General features: G+C 71.1%; 16 protein-coding genes. 11 read left to right on the top strand and 5 right to left on the bottom strand.

Annotation, left to right across the window (positions count from 1 at the left end; translation table 11 throughout):
- Nucleotides 1–101: 101 nt before the first annotated feature.
- Entirely contained in the window at nt 102–1004 is a 903-nt protein-coding gene (locus VH914_19165; GenBank protein HEX4493332.1) for a TIGR03564 family F420-dependent LLM class oxidoreductase, read from the bottom strand.
- Nucleotides 1005–1172: 168 nt separating this feature from the next.
- Here VH914_19165 and VH914_19160 point away from each other — a divergent pair, with 168 nt between their 5' ends.
- Nucleotides 1173–1826: a nucleoside monophosphate kinase gene (locus VH914_19160; protein HEX4493331.1), complete on the top strand. Its 654-nt coding sequence runs from the start codon at nt 1173–1175 to the stop codon at nt 1824–1826.
- Nucleotides 1827–1880: 54 nt separating this feature from the next.
- The gene (locus VH914_19155; protein HEX4493330.1) at nt 1881–2462 is read left to right on the top strand and encodes a hypothetical protein; all 582 of its coding nucleotides are present in this window, start codon (nt 1881–1883) and stop codon (nt 2460–2462) included.
- 8 nt (nt 2463–2470) lie between these two features.
- Here the strand turns inward: VH914_19155 and VH914_19150 are convergent, their stop codons facing one another.
- Nucleotides 2471–2956 carry an NUDIX domain-containing protein gene (locus VH914_19150; GenBank protein ID HEX4493329.1) on the bottom strand — a complete coding sequence of 162 codons (486 nt, stop codon included), beginning with the start codon at nt 2954–2956 and terminating at the stop codon, nt 2471–2473.
- A 218-nt stretch (nt 2957–3174) separates the two neighbouring features.
- Here VH914_19150 and add point away from each other — a divergent pair, with 218 nt between their 5' ends.
- The 3 genes from add (at nt 3175) to VH914_19135 (ending at nt 6126) form a co-directional block, all read left to right on the top strand.
- Nucleotides 3175–4158, top strand: coding sequence for an adenosine deaminase (gene add / locus VH914_19145; protein HEX4493328.1), 984 nt, complete (start codon nt 3175–3177; stop codon nt 4156–4158).
- Nucleotides 4159–4214: 56 nt separating this feature from the next.
- Nucleotides 4215–4880 carry a hypothetical protein gene (locus VH914_19140; protein ID HEX4493327.1) on the top strand — a complete coding sequence of 222 codons (666 nt, stop codon included), beginning with the start codon at nt 4215–4217 and terminating at the stop codon, nt 4878–4880.
- Nucleotides 4881–5025: 145 nt separating this feature from the next.
- Entirely contained in the window at nt 5026–6126 is a 1101-nt protein-coding gene (locus VH914_19135) for a hypothetical protein (GenBank protein HEX4493326.1), read from the top strand.
- Between the two features lie 114 nt (nt 6127–6240).
- Here VH914_19135 and VH914_19130 read toward each other — a convergent pair whose 3' ends face one another.
- Together VH914_19130 and VH914_19125 are read right to left on the bottom strand one after the other, a co-directional pair.
- Nucleotides 6241–7143 carry a serine hydrolase gene (locus tag VH914_19130; protein HEX4493325.1) on the bottom strand — a complete coding sequence of 301 codons (903 nt, stop codon included), beginning with the start codon at nt 7141–7143 and terminating at the stop codon, nt 6241–6243.
- On the bottom strand, nt 7143–7985 hold the full coding sequence (locus VH914_19125; protein ID HEX4493324.1) for a 5'/3'-nucleotidase SurE: 843 nt from the start codon (nt 7983–7985) through the stop codon (nt 7143–7145). Before VH914_19125 ends, VH914_19130 begins: the two co-directional genes overlap by 1 nt.
- Nucleotides 7986–8059: 74 nt before the next feature.
- Here VH914_19125 and VH914_19120 point away from each other — a divergent pair, with 74 nt between their 5' ends.
- From VH914_19120 to VH914_19100, 5 genes are all read left to right on the top strand, one after another.
- Nucleotides 8060–9076 (top strand): pirin family protein, encoded by a 1017-nt coding sequence (locus tag VH914_19120; GenBank protein ID HEX4493323.1) that lies wholly within the window; start codon nt 8060–8062, stop codon nt 9074–9076.
- 10 nt (nt 9077–9086) lie between these two features.
- The gene (locus VH914_19115; GenBank protein ID HEX4493322.1) at nt 9087–9533 is read left to right on the top strand and encodes a nitroreductase family deazaflavin-dependent oxidoreductase; all 447 of its coding nucleotides are present in this window, start codon (nt 9087–9089) and stop codon (nt 9531–9533) included.
- A 93-nt stretch (nt 9534–9626) separates the two neighbouring features.
- Nucleotides 9627–11015 (top strand): ferredoxin reductase family protein, encoded by a 1389-nt coding sequence (locus VH914_19110; protein HEX4493321.1) that lies wholly within the window; start codon nt 9627–9629, stop codon nt 11013–11015.
- Between the two features lie 16 nt (nt 11016–11031).
- Nucleotides 11032–11529 (top strand): FMN-binding protein, encoded by a 498-nt coding sequence (locus tag VH914_19105; protein ID HEX4493320.1) that lies wholly within the window; start codon nt 11032–11034, stop codon nt 11527–11529.
- Complete coding sequence (locus tag VH914_19100; GenBank protein ID HEX4493319.1) at nt 11526–12317, top strand: FAD:protein FMN transferase; 792 nt, start codon at nt 11526–11528, stop codon at nt 12315–12317. Before VH914_19105 ends, VH914_19100 begins: the two co-directional genes overlap by 4 nt.
- Before the next feature lies 1 nt (nt 12318).
- Here VH914_19100 and VH914_19095 read toward each other — a convergent pair whose 3' ends face one another.
- A complete protein-coding gene (locus VH914_19095) occupies nt 12319–13830 on the bottom strand; it encodes a glycosyltransferase family 39 protein (protein ID HEX4493318.1) in 1512 nt (503 codons plus the stop codon).
- A gap of 337 nt (nt 13831–14167) precedes the next feature.
- Between VH914_19095 and VH914_19090 the strand changes: the two genes are divergently transcribed.
- Nucleotides 14168–16351, top strand: a complete 2184-nt coding sequence (locus VH914_19090; protein ID HEX4493317.1) for a right-handed parallel beta-helix repeat-containing protein — start codon at nt 14168–14170, stop codon at nt 16349–16351.
- The last annotated feature ends 16 nt before the right edge of the window (nt 16352–16367 follow it).

Raw genomic sequence — 16367 nt, 5'->3', positions numbered from 1 at the left:
ACGGCTCCGGGCCGTGCAATCGGGGGTTATTCGAAGCGCGAATCGAGCGGGATGATGTCGCAACGCGCCTTCACACAACCTCGACACGCGAGGGTCGGGGGCTACAACAGGCTCGCGAGCAGGTCGCGTGTTGCGCGGGCCTCGTCGGGCGACCCGAAGAGCGCGGGAGCGAAGTCGGTGACGCCGATGTCGCCGAGTTGGTTCACCGCGTCGCGTACCGTCGCTGCGTCGCCGACGATCGCGACATCGGCGGGGCCGGCCGCGCCTTCGCGGTCGAGCATCGCCCGGTACGACGGCAGCATGCCGTAGACCGAGAACTCTTGCGCGGCGCGTGCACGCGCCGCATCCGTGTCGTCGGTGACACACACGGGCAGCGACGCGCAGACGCGCGGCGCGGGCCGGCCGGCGTCGCGTGCGGCTTTCGTGATCGACGGGATCGTGTGCTCGGCGAGCGTCGCGGGACCCGTCATCCACGTGATCGTGCCGTCGGCGACCGCGCCCGCGAGCTGGAGCATGCGCGGCGCGAGCGCGGCGATGAGGATCGGGCACGGCGGCGCGTCGGCAACGTTCACGGATCCGTGCGCGCTCAACGTCTCGCCTGCGAACTGCGCGTCCTCGCCGTGCACGAGCGGCACGAGAATCGAGAGGTACTCGCGCATGTGGCGCGCCGGCTTGTCGAACGACAGGCCGAACATGCCCTCGATCACGATCTGGTGCGAGAGCCCGATGCCGAGGATGAAACGGCCGCCGGTCGCGGCCTGGGTCGTGAGCGTCTGCTGCGCCAGCATCATCGGGTGGCGCGGGTAGGTCGGCACGACCGCGGTGCCGAGCTCGATGCGCGGCACCTCGCGACCGACCACCGCGAGGAGGCTGATCGCGTCCATGCCGAAGATCTGCGGCAGCCAGAACGACGCGAAGCCCGCGGCCTCGGTCTCCCGCGCCGCGGCGATCACGTCGTCGATCGTGCGGTTCGCGGTGTCGCCACCGAACATTCCGATGCGCATGTGGGTCCTCCCTGCCGGCCGGAGGCTAACGGTCTGCGGCGCCCGCCGTTGCGGGTGAGCAGCTCCGATGGGCCGGGTCGGCTCCTGTGATGAAGCGCGTGATTTCATCCGCGCGCGAGGCGCGATCGGGCTGGAGCCGAGGCCTCCGAGCCGCTCTAAAATGTGATCTTGGTCACGAGCGAACGTCCTCGCGCCGAGTCGTCCGTCGGGATCGTGCTCGTCGCCGGCCCGCCCGGCTCGGGCAAGGGCACCCAGTGTGCGCGGCTCGCGGAGCAGCACGGCTGGGGCCACCTCTCGAGCGGCGAGCACTTCCGCGATCTCATCGCGCGGCGCACGCCGCTCGGTCTGAAGCTCCAGTCCCTCGTCGATGCCGGCGGCCTCGTCCCCGACGACCTCACCGTCGAGATCGTGCTGCGCGCGCTCGATGAGATGGCCTACGAGCTCGTGCTCCTCGACGGCTTCCCGCGCACGCTCCCGCAGGCGCACGCGCTGATCGAACGGTCGACGCACCACGTCGTGCGGCGCGTGGTCGAGCTGTCGGTGCCGACGCGCGTCTCGTTCGAGCGGCTCGCGGAGCGGGCGCGCTCCGATGACGACGTCAGCGCGATCCGGCTGCGGCTCGCGCTCTACGAGTCGCAGACCCGGCCTGCGATCGAATGGTTCTCGGGTCTCGGCATCGTCGTGACCATTGACGGCAACCAGCCGCCTCCCGATGTCGGCGACGCGATCGCGAGCGCGCTCGCGGACCTGGACGTGCTCGACGGGATCGCGGCGGCGCCGTCGCCGTCGTCATCGTCATCGTCGGGCGCCGCAACCGTCTGAGCACAACGCACGCCGCGGATTGAACCGCGGCGGCCTGCGGTCCGTACCGGGGGCGTGCTCCGGATCCGCCTTCGTTCCCTCGCGGCCGCGTGGCCGGCGCCGCTCGTCGTCGGTCTCGTCGCCTTCGGCTGCTCGAGCACCGCGTCACGCGGTGCGCATCCGGCGTCGAGCCGCGGGCCCACGAGCACCGTCGCCGACGTGCACGTGACGGCGACGAGCTTCACGAGCTTGAAGACGATGACGCCGGTGCGCGGCTTCTTCGTCGCCAACCTGCTCGGCAACTCGAAGGGCACGCTCGCGGTCGCGCACTCCGCCGCCGGCGGCACGTACCCGGTCGGCACCGTGCTCCAGCTCGTGCCGCAAGAGGCGATGGTGAAGCACCGCCCCGGTTGGAATCCCGCGACCGACGACTGGGAGTTCTTCTCGCTCGACGTGTCGAACTCGGGAACCAAGATCCTGACGCGCGGCGTGCAGAACGTCGTGAACCGATTCGGCGGTAACTGCGCGGCGTGCCACTCGGCCGCGAAGTCGAAGTTCGACTTCGTGTGCGAGCACGATCACGGCTGCGCGCCGCTGCCGATCGGCGACGCGCTGATCCGCACGATTCAGCTCGCGGATCCGCGTCCCTCCACCTAGTGCCCCGGCTAGTCGCCCGACAGCCGGCGCGGTTCGACGATCGGGCCCGCGAGCAGCGCCCGTACCACCGTGCCGAGCTCGGCGGGGTACACGATCTCGCTCGTCGCGTCGAGCTCGTCGGGTGTCCACCATCCGTACCGCAGCAGCGAGCGCTGCTCGATCTCGATCCAGCCGCGACCGTGTGGCTCGAAGCGATCGACGCGTAGGGCGAAGAACCACTCGTCCTGCTCGTAGCTGCGGCCGTCGAACGCGAACGTCGTGCGCCGCGTCGCGATGCACGGGCCGAGCGACTCGACATCGACGTGCAGGCCGGTCTCCTCCTCGACCTCGCGCGCCGCGGCGGTCTCGAGTGCCTCACCCTCCTCGATGCCGCCACCGGGCGTGTGCCACCACGGGCCGAGCTCCGGCTGCGAGGGATCGTGACCCTGGATCAGCAACACCGCGCCGTCGGCGATGAGCAGCACGCGCGCGGCGCGACGTTCGACGGTGTCCAAGCCTGTCGACGCTAACGCGAGGTATCGTCGACGCGTCTCGAGCCGACCAGAGGGGCAGGGTCTGACGACCCCGGTTCGGATTTTGCTGGTCGCGCCCGCTTTCGCTCGCCGCTCCTGACGCCGCAGCCGACGGATCGGACGAGCCGCACAGCGACCCGCCCGTTGCGGCGGGACGACGCGGTCCAGACGTCCGTCACCGCGCGTCCGGGAGTTGTGTCATGACCACCGTTCCGAGTCCGAAGATCGAGCTGCACGTCCACCTCGAGGGCACCGTGCGCGCGCCCGAGCTGTTGCACATCGCGCGCCGCAACCGCGTCGGCCTGCCGGTCGACTCCGTCGAAGACCTCGCCGCGCTCTACGAGTTCACCGACTTCGACCACTTCATCAAGCTCTGGGTCATGACGACCCACGTGATCCGCACGGAGCTCGACTTCCGCGAGGTCGTCGTGAGCTACGCGGCCGAAGCCGCGTCCTACGGCGCGGTCTACCTCGAAGGCATCTTCTCCCCGGCGGAGCGCGTGCTCGGGGGCGCGTCGTGGGACGAGGTCTTCACCGGCTTCTGCGACGGCGCGGCCGAGGCGAGGGAACGGCACGGTGTCGAGGTGCGCCTGACCCCCGACATCCCGCGCACGTTCGACCTCGAAGCCGCGATGGAGACCGCGCGGTACTCGCTCAAGTACCGGGACCGCGGCATCGTCGCGCTCGGGCTCGGCGGCCTCGAGGCACAAGGGCCGCCGGAGAAGTACGCGCCCGCGTTCGACCTCGCGAAGGGTGGCGGGCTCGGGTCGGTGCCGCACGCGGGTGAGGCCGCGGGGGTCGAGTCGATTCGCGCCGCGCTCGACCTGCTCCACGCCGACCGGCTGCGGCACGGTGTGCGCGCGGTCGAGGATCCCGCGCTGCTGCGTGAGCTCGCCGACCGCCGTGTCGTGTGCGACGTGTGCCCGGTGTCGAACGTGCGCACGCGCGTCGTCGACACGCTCGCCGCGCACCCGCTGCCGGCGCTCCTCGCCGCCGACGTGCCCTGCTCGATCAGCACCGACGACCCCGCGATGTTCGACACCGACCTCGGCCGTGAGTACGAAGCGGCGGCCCAGCTCGGGTGCACCGCGGAGGCGGCCTTCCGGGCCGGCATCGAGGGTGCGCGGTGCGACGACGCCACCCGGGCCGAATTGCGCGCGATCGCGGCGCGAACGTCCTGGTAGAGGGTGTCCTCGAAGCGCGTTTGTACGACCACGCAGAGTGGTAGGACTGCTTCTGTATGTCCCGCCGCCTGCTGCTGCTCCTCGCCGGTTTCGGAGGTGCGGCCTTCGCGTTCGTGCTCTGGTCGGGCACCGCGTACGCGAGCGCACCGCGGACGCTCGATACTCCGAGCATCCCGGGCGCGCTCGGCGGCGCGTTGCCCCACCCGGGGCACGGCGCGCGGCCGCCGCTCCCGAAGCCCGCGGTGCCGCCGGCGGTCCGACCCGTCGTGAAGATCGTCCATCCGATCGTGCAGCACACGATCACGCGCGTGCGGGAGTCGGTCGCGCCGGTCGTGTCGATCGCTCCGATCGGACACGCGCCGAGCGCGCGGACCCCCGTCGTCGCGCCGCTCGCGGCACGCACGGTCGCGACCCACCCGCACCACGCGGTGACTCGGCATCTGCGTCAGGTCAACGGCACGGCGCCGCGCGCGACGCGTGCGCGCACCACTTCTTCTCCGGCACGCGTGCCCGCGCACGCGGTGCGGCACCGGCGCGCGGATCGCTTCCCGCTCGGTGTCGACGACGGTCCGTTCGGCTCCCCGTCGACGGGCCTCGGTGTTCCGTTCGCAGTCACGACGCGCGATGGCTGCCGTCAACCCGACGGCTGGTCGCACGCGCCGATCGATACGGCGCGCGAACCGGAGACGGTCGTCCTTCGCGACATCGCCCGCCCCGGTTAGCAACACCTCCCTCACGCGTCCGCTCGTCGACGAGTGGACGTCTCGTGCACTCCGCGCGCGCCGCCCGGCGCGCCGAACGAAGGGAAGTGTTGTGATTCGCATTCATGCTCTCGCGCGCGCATTCGCGGCCGCAGCGGTCGCCGGCGTGACGCTCATCGGATTTGGCGGAGTCGCCGGTGCGACGACGCTGTCGGTGTCGGTTCCCGGTCTGCTCGACGGCAGTGGCGCGAGCCACCCGATCGTGACGATCGGAACCGGCTCACCCACTACGCCGCCCGTGCCCGGAACCGACGCGTTGGTTCCCGCACACGTCGACGTGCACCTGCACCCGAACGCGTCGAGCGTCCCGGTCTCGGACCCGACGGGTCAGACCTCGCAGCTCGTCCGTCTGGGCGACACGCACGTGAAGGTCGACGCGTGCATCGCGGCGACGATCCTCAGCGGTGACGACCCGCAGTCGTGCCCCGGCGCGATCGACGGAGCGAACCCGATCGTGGGTCAGGTGTCGGCACTCCAGGACGCCGGCACCCTGCCGCGCGCCCTCGCCGACGTCGGCGGGTGTGTCGAGGTCCGGCAGGCCGCCGGCGCGCCGATCGACACCTGCACGGCGTCGATCCCGACCGGCTCCCTGCCGACGGGTTCGCTGCCGACGGGTTCGCTGCCGACGGGTTCGCTCCCGACGGGTTCGCTCCCGACCGGGTTGCTGCCGACGGGTTCGCTCCCGACCGGCAGTCTCGGTGACGTGTCGAACCTCGGGTCGTTGCCGAGCGGCGCAGCCCTCGACCCGACCACGGTGACGAAGGCCCTCTCGACGAGCGGTCTGTGCGACCTCGTCGGTCAGCTCGGGCTCGACTCGTTGCTGTCGTGCAGCAACAGTGCGGCAGCGCCGAGCGTCCCGGTCGGTACGACCGCGGGCAGCCCGGTCAACGCGAAGACGGTGTGCCTCGGGCTCGCAGCGGTGATCAACGTCGACACCGGCCTGTGCAGCAGCAACGGCGCGTCGACTCCGGCGGCCCACGCCCACGCCACCGTCAAGGCCCGCCACGACGGCGGTGCGACCGCGGTGACGGGTGCGGGCACGACGCCGGCGCAGCTGAACGGCTCGTGCGTCGCGAACGTCGGCGCGTCGTCGTCGTCATCGTCGCCGTTCTCGCCGATGTCGGCGGGTGGCTTCGCGGGTGCGGGCTTCGGCCTCGCCGCCCTCGGCAAGCTGCTCCGCCGCCTGCGCAACCCGCTGGCCGCGTAATCGTCCACCAGATCGGGCGGGTCGCGTCGCGGCCCGCCCGACTTGGGGGCTGGGGCGTCAGGAGCGGCGAGCGCAGCGAGCACGAACCGGGCGGGGCGCCGGCGGGTCGGCGGGTTACTTGCGCTCGAGGTACGCGCCGAGTCGACGGGCGATGCCGCGGCAGGTGTCCTCGCCGTAGCCCATCCCGAGCGTCGCGGGGTAGCGGTTGAACACCGCGATCGAGAACGGGTGCGCGAGCAGCGGGCTGTCGAAGATCGCGGTGCAGTGCACGCGCCAGACCGGCGCGTCGGTGTCCTCGTACCAACCGTTCTTGATCGCCGGCGCGATGTCGGGCGCGACCACATCGGCGAAGCCCCACTGCTCGCTGCTCACCACGTGGTGCATGAGGTTGAGCTCGAGCTGCGTGCTCTGCGGGTCGAGCATGCGGTTGCCCGCGAGCATCGCCTCCAGCCGCGCCTGGTCGTGCGCGGTCGTGAGCGAGAAGCCCCAGCCGTGGCCGACCTGGTACGCGGTCTGCGTGAGTCCGGCGGTGCGCTCGGTCACGAGCAGCGCGTCGGGACCGCCCTCGAACGTCCAGAGTCGTTGCGCCGCGTCGTTGTCGCTCTGCTCGATCATGACCGTGAGGTCGTTCATGATCGTCGAGCTCACCGGCTGACCCTGCGCGTGCAGCTGGCGCAGGATCGCGATCGCGATCGACACCTTCACGACCGACGCGATGCGCATCTGGGTCTGGGGGAGCGGCGTGACGTCGGTGACGTTGCCGGTCGCGACGTCGCCGATCGAGACGTCGGTCGTGCCCTGGCGCGAGTGCACCCACGCGAGCATCGCGGCGTCGGCGTCGTTCGTCGTCGGACGGGGCGCGGTCGTCGTGGTGGTGACCGCAGCCGTCGTGCGCGCCTTGGTCGACGACGACGCACCCGTCGACCCCGCGCCCGACGACGACGACGAGCTGCACGCGCCGGCGACGATCGCGCACGCCGCGACGACGGCCCACAACCCGGGTGACCTTCGATGCATCAGGCGCGCTCCCGGCTGTGCAGGTTCCGGCTCTCGCTCGCGTCGGGCACCGTGTGCACGGTGTCGAACGACGCGCCGGGTACCGGGCGTTCGTCGACCGCCGGGCTCGCGCCCTCGGGCGGCCACGCCTCCGCGATGCCGCAGATGGTGGTGAGCGTCGCGTACCCCGCGTCGGCGAGCGCGGTGTCGGTGTCCGGCGGGAGCTGCTCGTCGACCGCGCGCAACTCGATCTGGAGCTGGCCATCCGACTCCGCAGTCGCGATCGCGGCGCGCACCGCTCCGAACGCGGCGAGCCGCGCCCAGCGCACACCCTTGACGTCGCCGCGCGCGAGTGCGGGCACGTTCAGGTTGAGCACCGAGCGGGGCGGCGCGTCGATGAGCACGTCGAGCACCTCGACCGCGATCGTCGCGGCGGTGTCCCAGCGCCACTCGTCGCCCGCGGCGACGCTCACCGCGAGGCCCTTCGCGCCGAAGTTCTGAGCCGTGAGCGCGGCGCCGACGGTGCCCGAGTGCAGGATGGCGCGGCCGGTGTTGAGGCCTGCGTTGATGCCCGACACGACGATGTCGGGCGGGTCGCCGAACGCGCCGAGACGCGCCGCGAGCGCGCACAAGCCCGGCGGTCCGCCGACCGCCCACGCGGGCGCGTCGCACGACGGCAGGCGCACCTGCTTCACGTCGATGCGCGAGTCGGAGTGGAAGATCCCGATGGCCGCGCCACTGCCGCTCGCGTCGGTATCGGGCGCGGCAACGACGACGTCGTGACCCGCGTCGACGACGGCGCGCGCGAGCGCGTGGAGGCCTTCGGCTTCGATGCCGTCGTCGTTCGTGGCCAGGATGCGCACCGGGTCTCGAACGTATCGGACGTCGGCGCGCCGCCGGTGTCAGTGCGGGTTCGTACGGCTCGTATCCTCGACGTGTGACCGACCCCGTGCTCCAGACCGTGCCGCTCGGCTTCCAGTGGCCCGCGGTGGATCCGTTTCTCTTCTGCGTCCACCATCTCGACCGGTACCCGAAGGCGAACGCGCAGCTCGGTCCCGACGCGTCGCTCGCGGGACGCGATCTCGGCTCGGATTTCAGCGGCGTCGACGGGTGGCGCATGTACCACGGCACCGTCGTGCCCGGCTTCCCGCAGCATCCGCACCGCGGCTTCGAGACCGTGACGTTCGTGCGCCAGGGTCTCATCGACCACTCCGACTCGCTCGGCGCGACCGCCCGCTTCGGCCGCGGCGACGTGCAGTGGCTCACCGCCGGTGAGGGCATCGTGCACAGCGAGATGTTCCCGCTGCTCGACCGCGACGGCCCGAACCCGTGCGAGCTGTTCCAGATCTGGCTCAACCTGCCCGCGGCCGACAAGCTCGTCGATCCGTACTTCACGATGCTGTGGGACGAAGACATCCCGCGCGTCGTCGCGAAGGACGACGACGGCCGCACGACGCGCATCACCGTGATCGCGGGCACGCTCGACGACGCCGCGCCACCCGCGCCGCCGCCGAGCTCGTGGGCGTCACGCGCCGACGCCGACGTCGCGATCTGGCACATCGTCGCGGAGCCCGGCGCGCGCTGGTCGCTGCCCCGTGCCGCGGGCGGATCCGACACGCTGCGCACGCTGTACGTGTTCGAAGGCGCACTACAGATCGGTGCCCACGATCTCGCCGGGCCGACCGGCGCGGCGCTGGCCGCCGGCGCGACCGTCGAGCTCGTCGCGGGCGACGCCGGTGCCGAGGCCCTCGTGCTGCAGGGCCGTCCGATCGGCGAGCCGGTCGCGCAGTACGGGCCGTTCGTGATGAACGACGAGGCCGGCATCGAGCAGGCGTTCGCCGACTACCGCGAGACCGGTTTCGGCGGCTGGCCCTGGCCCGCCGACGGCCCGGTGCAGCCGCGCGACGAGGGCCGTTTCGCCCGCCATGCGGACGGGACCGTCGAGCGTCGATAGCGTTCGCGCCATGAGCAACCACGACGAGTACGTCCCCAGCCCGGCCCAGTGGGTGCGCGACCAGGTCGCGCAGTACGAGGGGTCCGGCGGGCAAGAAGCGAACACGCTGCTCGACACGGGCATGCCGGTCGTGATCGTCACGATGCGCGGCAACAAGTCCGGCAACCTCCGCAAGGTCGCGCTCATGCGCGTCGAGCACGACGGCGAGTACGCACTCGTCGCGTCGATGGGCGGCGCGCCGAAGCACCCGGTCTGGTACTACAACCTCGTCGCGCACCCCGACGACGTCGCGATCCAGGACGGGCCCGAGCCGTTCCCCGTCTCCGTGCGCGAGGTCGACGGCGACGAGAAGGCGCAGTGGTGGAAGCGGGCCGTCGCCGCGTACCCGCCGTACGCGGAGTACCAGGAGCGCACGACCCGCCAGATCCCGCTGTTCGTCGCGAAGCGCAAGGGCTGAGCCCGCGAGCCCGCCGGCCTCGCGGCTCGCTCACCGAACGGCCGAACCGTTCTCAGACGATTCCCAGACTGAATCGTCACAATGTCCGAGGTCATGACGTTGTCCTCGGCGCGCGCGCAACCGTCGGCTCCGCTCCGTGCGCTCCATCGAGAGCGCGCCGCCGCCGCGGATCGCGCCTGGATCGTCGAGATGCTGGCCGTGGTCAACGCGGTCGTGATCGTCGGCATGTGGGTGCGGCACGGCGGTGTCTCGACCCTCGGAACGCCCGGCGGTGTCGCAACCGGCACCGGCCAGCTCACCGGCCTCCTCGGCACGTACGTCGTGCTGCTCGAGCTGCTGCTCATGACCCGGCTGTCGTGGCTGGAGCGCGCCGTCGGGCTCGACCGGTTGGCGATCTGGCACCGCTGGACCGGGTTCACCGCGGTCTCGCTCCTCGTCGGGCACACGGTACTGATCACCATTGGATATGCGCAGAGCGCGCACGTATCGCTGTGGTCGCAGACGTCGGACTTCGTGCGCAACTACGCCGACGTGCTCATGGCGTTCGTTGCGCTCGCGCTGCTCGTCGCGCTCGCGGTCACGTCGGTGCGAGCCGCGCGCCGTCGGTTGCAACGCGAGACGTGGTACTTCGTCCACCTGTACGCGTACCTCGCCGTGGTGCTCGGTTTCGCGCACCAGCTCGCCGTCGGCAACGACTTCGTCACCGACCGGCTCGCGCGCGTCTACTGGGTCGGTCTGTTCGTCGCGGCGGCGGTCATCGTGATCGCGTCGCGCGTCGCGTCGCCGCTGGCGTTCAACGCGCGGCACCGGTTGCGTGTGCGCAACGTTGTCCGCGAGGCACCGGATGTCGTGAGCATCATCATCAGCGGTCACGAGCTCGACCGGATGAGCGCACGCGCGGGTCAGTTCTTCCTGTGGCGATTCCTCACACCCGAGGGCTGGTGGAAGGCGCACCCGCTCTCGCTCTCCGCGGCGCCGACCAAGAACCTGTTGCGCATCACGGTGAAGGACCTCGGTGACACGACGCACCGGCTGCAGCGCGTGCGCCCCGGGACGCGTGTCTTCGCCGAGGGCCCGTTCGGAACGTTCACCGCGCGCCGACGTTCGGGCCGCGCGCTCCTGCTGATCGCGGGCGGCATCGGGATCACGCCGCTGCGAGCGCTGCTCGACGAGATGCCTCGCGGGACGGCCTGCACGCTGCTCTACCGAGTGAACGCGGACGACGACATCGTGTTCGCGCGCGAGCTGCGCGAGATCGCGGACGCGAAGGGGATCGAGGTGATCTGCCTCACCGGTTTCGAGATCGGTGACGACCAGACCGACCGGCTTGGCATCCCGATGCTGCGCCGGCTCGTGCCCGACATCCGCAATCGTGACTGCTTCGTGTGCGGGCCCCCGGCGATGATCGCCGCGGTGCGCCGGCGCCTGCACGCGCTCGGCGTTCCCGACTCGTCGGTTCACTTCGAGCGCTTCGAGTTCTGAGGAGGACAGCACTTCCATGAGACGCGCCGTACCGGCGGTCATCGCGACGGTCGGGGGACTCGCGCTGCTCGCCAACTTCCATACCGGCAGCACCAAGCCGGGCGCGCTCGCCGCGCCGACGAGCTCGACGACGTCGACGACCGTTGCCGGTGCGTCGCCGCCGCCGACGGGTACGCCCGCGACGCGCGCGACCTCACCGAAGAGCACCGCGACGACCACGACTCCCGCGCCCTCGGCCACGCGCCACGTCGACGGATCCGTGGTCGGCACGCAGTACGGCGACGTGGAAGTCGCGGTGACGGTCGCCAACGGTCGCATCACCGACGTTCAGGCGGTCGAGCTGCCGTTCGACCATTCGCGCTCGGCCGAGATCAGCGACCAGGTCGCGCCGATGTTGCGCGACGAGGCGCTCCAGGCGCAGAGCGCGCAGATCGACCTCATCTCCGGAGCGACGTACACGAGCGACGCCTACGTGCAGTCCCTGCAGTCGGCGCTGGATCAGCTCCGCTCGTGAGGTCCACCGCCGACGCGCCGTTGATCGTCACCCGGCCCGTCTGGGGCACCGTCGTGCGGATCGAAGTGCGTGACGCGCTCGACCCGCGTGCCCTCGACGACGTGTGGTCGTGGTTCGACCGGGTCGATCGCGTGTTCAGCACGTGGCGCGTCGACAGCGACATCGCTCGGATCGCGCGCGGTGAGCTGTCGGTGACCGCCGCCGACCCCGATGTCGCGCTCGTGCTCGAGCGCTGCGAGGAGCTTCGCCGCGCGAGCGATGGTGCGTTCGACGTCGCGTTCGCGGCCGGGGAGCCGCCGACGCCCACGTGCGGGCGTGGTCCGCTCGACCCGACCGGCTACGTGAAGGGTTGGGCCGTCGACCGGGCCGCGGCGCGCATCCACGCGCGCGGCTCGTCGCACTTCTCGATCAACGCCGGGGGCGACATCGTGGTCCGCGCGCCGTCGCGCGCGACCGCGTGGCGCATCGGCCTGCAGGACCCGACGCGCCCGGATGCGATCAGAGGAATGGTCACGCTCACCGATGGCGCGGTCGCGACGTCGGGTGCGTACGAGCGAGGCGAGCACGTCTTCGACGCGCGGACGGGTCGCATCGCGCGCGGGCTCGCATCGGTCAGCGTCGTCGGGCCCGACCTCGCGACCGCCGACGGCCACGCGACTGCGGCGCTCGCACTCGGAGTCGAAGGGATGGAGTGGCTGTCGACGCAGCCGCGCGTCGAGGCCTTCGCGATCACCGACGCGGGTGACGCGTGCTCCACCCCGGGCTTCGACCGGTTCCGCGGCGATTGAGCTAGGCGGTCGTGGTCGCGTGCGCGTGCCGCGGCGCGCGCACGAACTCGTCGAGCCAGGCGCTGTGGTTGCCGAGGTGCGAGACGAGCCGGAACCCGTCGGTCTCGAAGGTGCGAGTCTCCGCGTCGTCGGTCACGAGGCGCGCGTGCGAACCGAGGAACCAGATCCGGTCGACGCGCCGGCGATCCTCGATCGGGTCGACGACGTTCGCGGGTCGTCCGCCCGCGACCTCGTAGATGTCGGGTCGCGCCACGTCGGCGGTGAACGGGACCGCGCCCGTCGCGCTGCGCACGAAGCGGACCGGCCAGCGGGTGTACAGCGCGAACCCCCACACGCTCATCCGGTAGATCACGATCGGGTCGCGCGGCGCGGCTCGTGCCTCGAGCGACGCGACCAGCGGCTCGAGGTTCTCGTTCGGGTAGTAGCGGGGCAGCGGTGTGACCGACAGCAGCACCGCGACGAGCGCGATCGGCGCGATCACGAGCCAGCCGCGCCGCCGGAGCAGCGGTTCCACCGCGAAGGCGAGCAGCAGCGCGAACGTCGGATACAGGTAGATGTCGACGCGGCCGCCGATCGGTGCGACGTTCGCGGCCGAGAGCAGCAGTGCGGTCGCGCCCGGCACGACGAGTAGCAGCGCGCGCTCGATGCCGTGTGCGAACGCGACGATCGTCGCGAGCGCGAGGAGTGCGAGCGTCAGCGCGGGCGGGAGCGCGGAGAAGCCGCGCGCGACGTGCGCCAGCGTGAGGCCGAGCTCGCTGCGCACCCGCAGGTGGTCGTCGGTCCAGAAGCCGTCTTCGATCTGCCAGTAGCGGTGCAGCGGCGAGTTCGACGCGGGCCGGATGACGAGGGCCCACCAGCTGCCCGCCGCGAGCGCGTAACTCCCGGTCGCGATCGCGGCGACGACGCGGTGGGTGCGGGTGCGGACGGCACGGATTGTGAGCGCCGCGAACGCGCCCGCGACAACCGGCGCCACCGTCAACGAGGCGACGCTCGCCACGATCGCGGTCGCGGTGAGCACGATCACCCTCCGGCGCGTCGGCGACTCGAGCGTGCGCCACGCGACGACGAGCACCGCGGCGGTGAGCAGCGCGTCGAGCGTGTACTCCTTCACGCGCGACGAGTACTCCATGTGTAAGGGCGCGAACAGCAGCAGCGCTCCCGCGACCAGCGCGGCCGCGCGGTTCATCCGCATCGAACGCGCGACGAGGTACACGGCCGCGGGACCGACGACGCCCGCGACGAACGCGAGCATCTGCGCGTGCAACGACGTGAGACCGACGGCCTTGAGCCAGAGATCGGTCGCGAACGAGAACAACGGGGCCGTGAACGTGGTGCGCGCGAGTTGCGCGAGCCCATGGCTTCGGTAGCCGACCGATACCCACGCGTCGTCGAGGAAGAGGCTGTGCGGCGCGAGCGGCCGGTCGCGCGTGAAGATCGCGAGCGCGGTGAGGCCGGCGAGCACCGCGCCGTCGACCAGATACCGACGAGAACCGACCGCGTCGTCGCGTTGCACGGCGCGGAGTATTCGCGATCGCGACGCGTACGCGGCATCGGCCTCTCATGAGGTCGTGCTCATGAATGCGTGCGGAGAGAAGCGGGCAGACCGACGTCCCGCGGGCGAGATCAACCGCACGCGCGCGCGATTTGGGTGTTTCGTGTCTCGCGAACGTGCAGGTCGGCGGCGTATCCGCGTGCGCCGGCCACATTCAGTCTCAAGGCCAATACGGTGGGGCGTCGATCCCTGGCCCGAGGTGGGGACGCCGAGATCGGACTGGCTGCCACGGATGCGCAGTCCACGGGGGAGCGAGACGATGCGCTCATATCACGCACACCGGCGCCTGCGAATCGGAGTGATCGCACTCGTCGCAACCGGCGTCGCGGTGCCCGTGCTCGCACACGCGTTCGCGTCGACTCCGCAGCCGAAGATCGAGCTGATCGGCGACGCGACGGTGTCGTCGGGACGCTCGACGGCGTCGCCGTCGACCGCGCTGCCGCACGGCACGGCGAAGGGCGACTTCCTCGTCAGCTACGTCGAGGCGTCGCCGAGCTCGACGGTCACGTGCGCGCCGAGCTGGGTCAAGCGGCTCGACGTCGTGAACGGCGAGGCGACGCGCCTCGTCGCGTGCACGCACCTCGAGACGGTGAACGCCGAGCGTCCGCGTGTCACGCTGCAGCCCGCGGGGCACGCGTCGATGGTCACGATGGCGTTCTCGCACGTCGACCTGGTGACACCCGTCGCCGGAGCCGCGGGGGCGACCGGCCTGCAAGGCCCGAGCGTGAACGTCCCGTCGGATCACTCCGTCGTCGTGCTCGCGCAGGGCAGCCCCCACTGGCGGGTCGACTTCGCGCCGCCCGACGGCTCGCGCAAGATCGCGATCACGAACGACGGCGTCGGCGGCGAGGTCGCGACCGCGATCGATCGCGCGTCGCAGTCGCGTGCCATGCCCACGCAGCGCTGGACGTACGGCGTGCGTGAGGCCACGAACACGCCCGCCGGCAAGGCCGCGGCGGAGTCGGACGCCCGCTGGAGCGGCCCGACGTCGGTCACGACCGCGCTCGTGCTGAACCTCGCCGACGAACCGGTCACCACGACGACCACACCGGCGACGACCGCGCCCACCACGACCACGCCCGGCAGCCCGGGCGGTGCGCCGCAGACCCCGCCCGCGCAGATCTGCGGCGATCACTCGGTGCTCGACGGGCCGGCGACCCCGCCCGCCGGCGCGATCGTCGTGCCCGCGGGCGACAACCACGGCCTCACCTGGAACGCGCGCACCACGTACTGGTTCGCGCCGGGCGTCCACACGCTCGGGTCGGGGGAGTACGACCAGGTCATCCCGGCCGACAACGACACGTTCGTCGGCGCGCCCGGCGCGGTGATCGACGGTCAGAGCAAGAACAACTTCGCGTTCACGCAGCACGCCGCGAACGTGACGATCGAGCACCTGACGATCCGGAACTTCGTGTCGCCGCAGGATCAGGGTGTCGTGAACCACGACTCGGCCAATGGCTGGACGATCGCGAACAACACCATCGCCGACAACCAGGGCGCCGCGCTCATGGCGGGGGCGAACCAGACCGTCCGCGACAACTGCATCGATTCGAACGGGCAGTACGGGATCAACGCCTACCAACAGGGCAACGGCATCTCGGCGCTGGTGATCGACCACAACGAGATCGCCGACAACAACACCGGCGACTGGGAGAAGCGCCAGCCCGGCTGCGGCTGCACCGGCGGTCTGAAGCTCTGGGCGGTGCGCGGCGCGTCGATCACGAACAACTACGTGCACGACAACAAGGGCGTCGGTGTGTGGGCCGACACGAACGACGTCGCCATCGAGATCGGCGGCAACTACGTCTCGAACAACGACGCCGAAGGAATCATGTATGAAGCCAGCTACAACGGCTTCATCCACGACAACACGCTCGCGAACAACGCGTGGGTGGCCGGCCCGACGAACCCGGGCTTCCCGACCGGCGCGATCTACATCTCCGAGAGCGGCGGCGACTCGCGCGTCAGCTCGAAGTACTCGACGTTCGAGATCTCGGGCAACGTGCTGTCGAACAACTGGTCGGGCGTGATCCTCTGGGAGAACGCGGATCGGTTCTGCAACTCACCGGCGAACCCGACGAGGGACTGCACCGAGGGCGGCCACGCGAGCCTGTCGACGTGTGTCGCGGGGACGATCGACCACGCGCCGTACTTCAGCGACTGCCGCTGGAAGACGCAGAACCTGTCGGTGCACGACAACGAGTTCGGCCTCGACCCGACGAAGGTCCCCGGATGCGCGCTCAACAAGGGCTGCGGACTCAACGGCGTGTTCTCGCAGTGGGGCACGTACCCGTCGTGGTCGCCGTACCAGGGCCAGGCCATCGAGAACGCGATCACGTTCCATCAGAACAACGTGTTCTCGAGCAACACCTACACGGGCACGTGGCGGATGATGGCGCACGACCAGGGAACCGAGCTCCAGCTCGCCGCGTGGCAGGCGAGCCCGTACAACCAGGATCACAACAGCTCGATGAATCCGTAGTGCGGGTGCCTCGACC

It is taken from the genome of Acidimicrobiia bacterium (genome assembly GCA_036271555.1).
GTDB lineage: Bacteria > Actinomycetota > Acidimicrobiia > IMCC26256 > PALSA-610 > DATBAK01.
The sequence above is the reverse complement of the archived record's forward strand: the minus strand, read 5'-3'. Positions and strand labels throughout refer to the sequence as shown.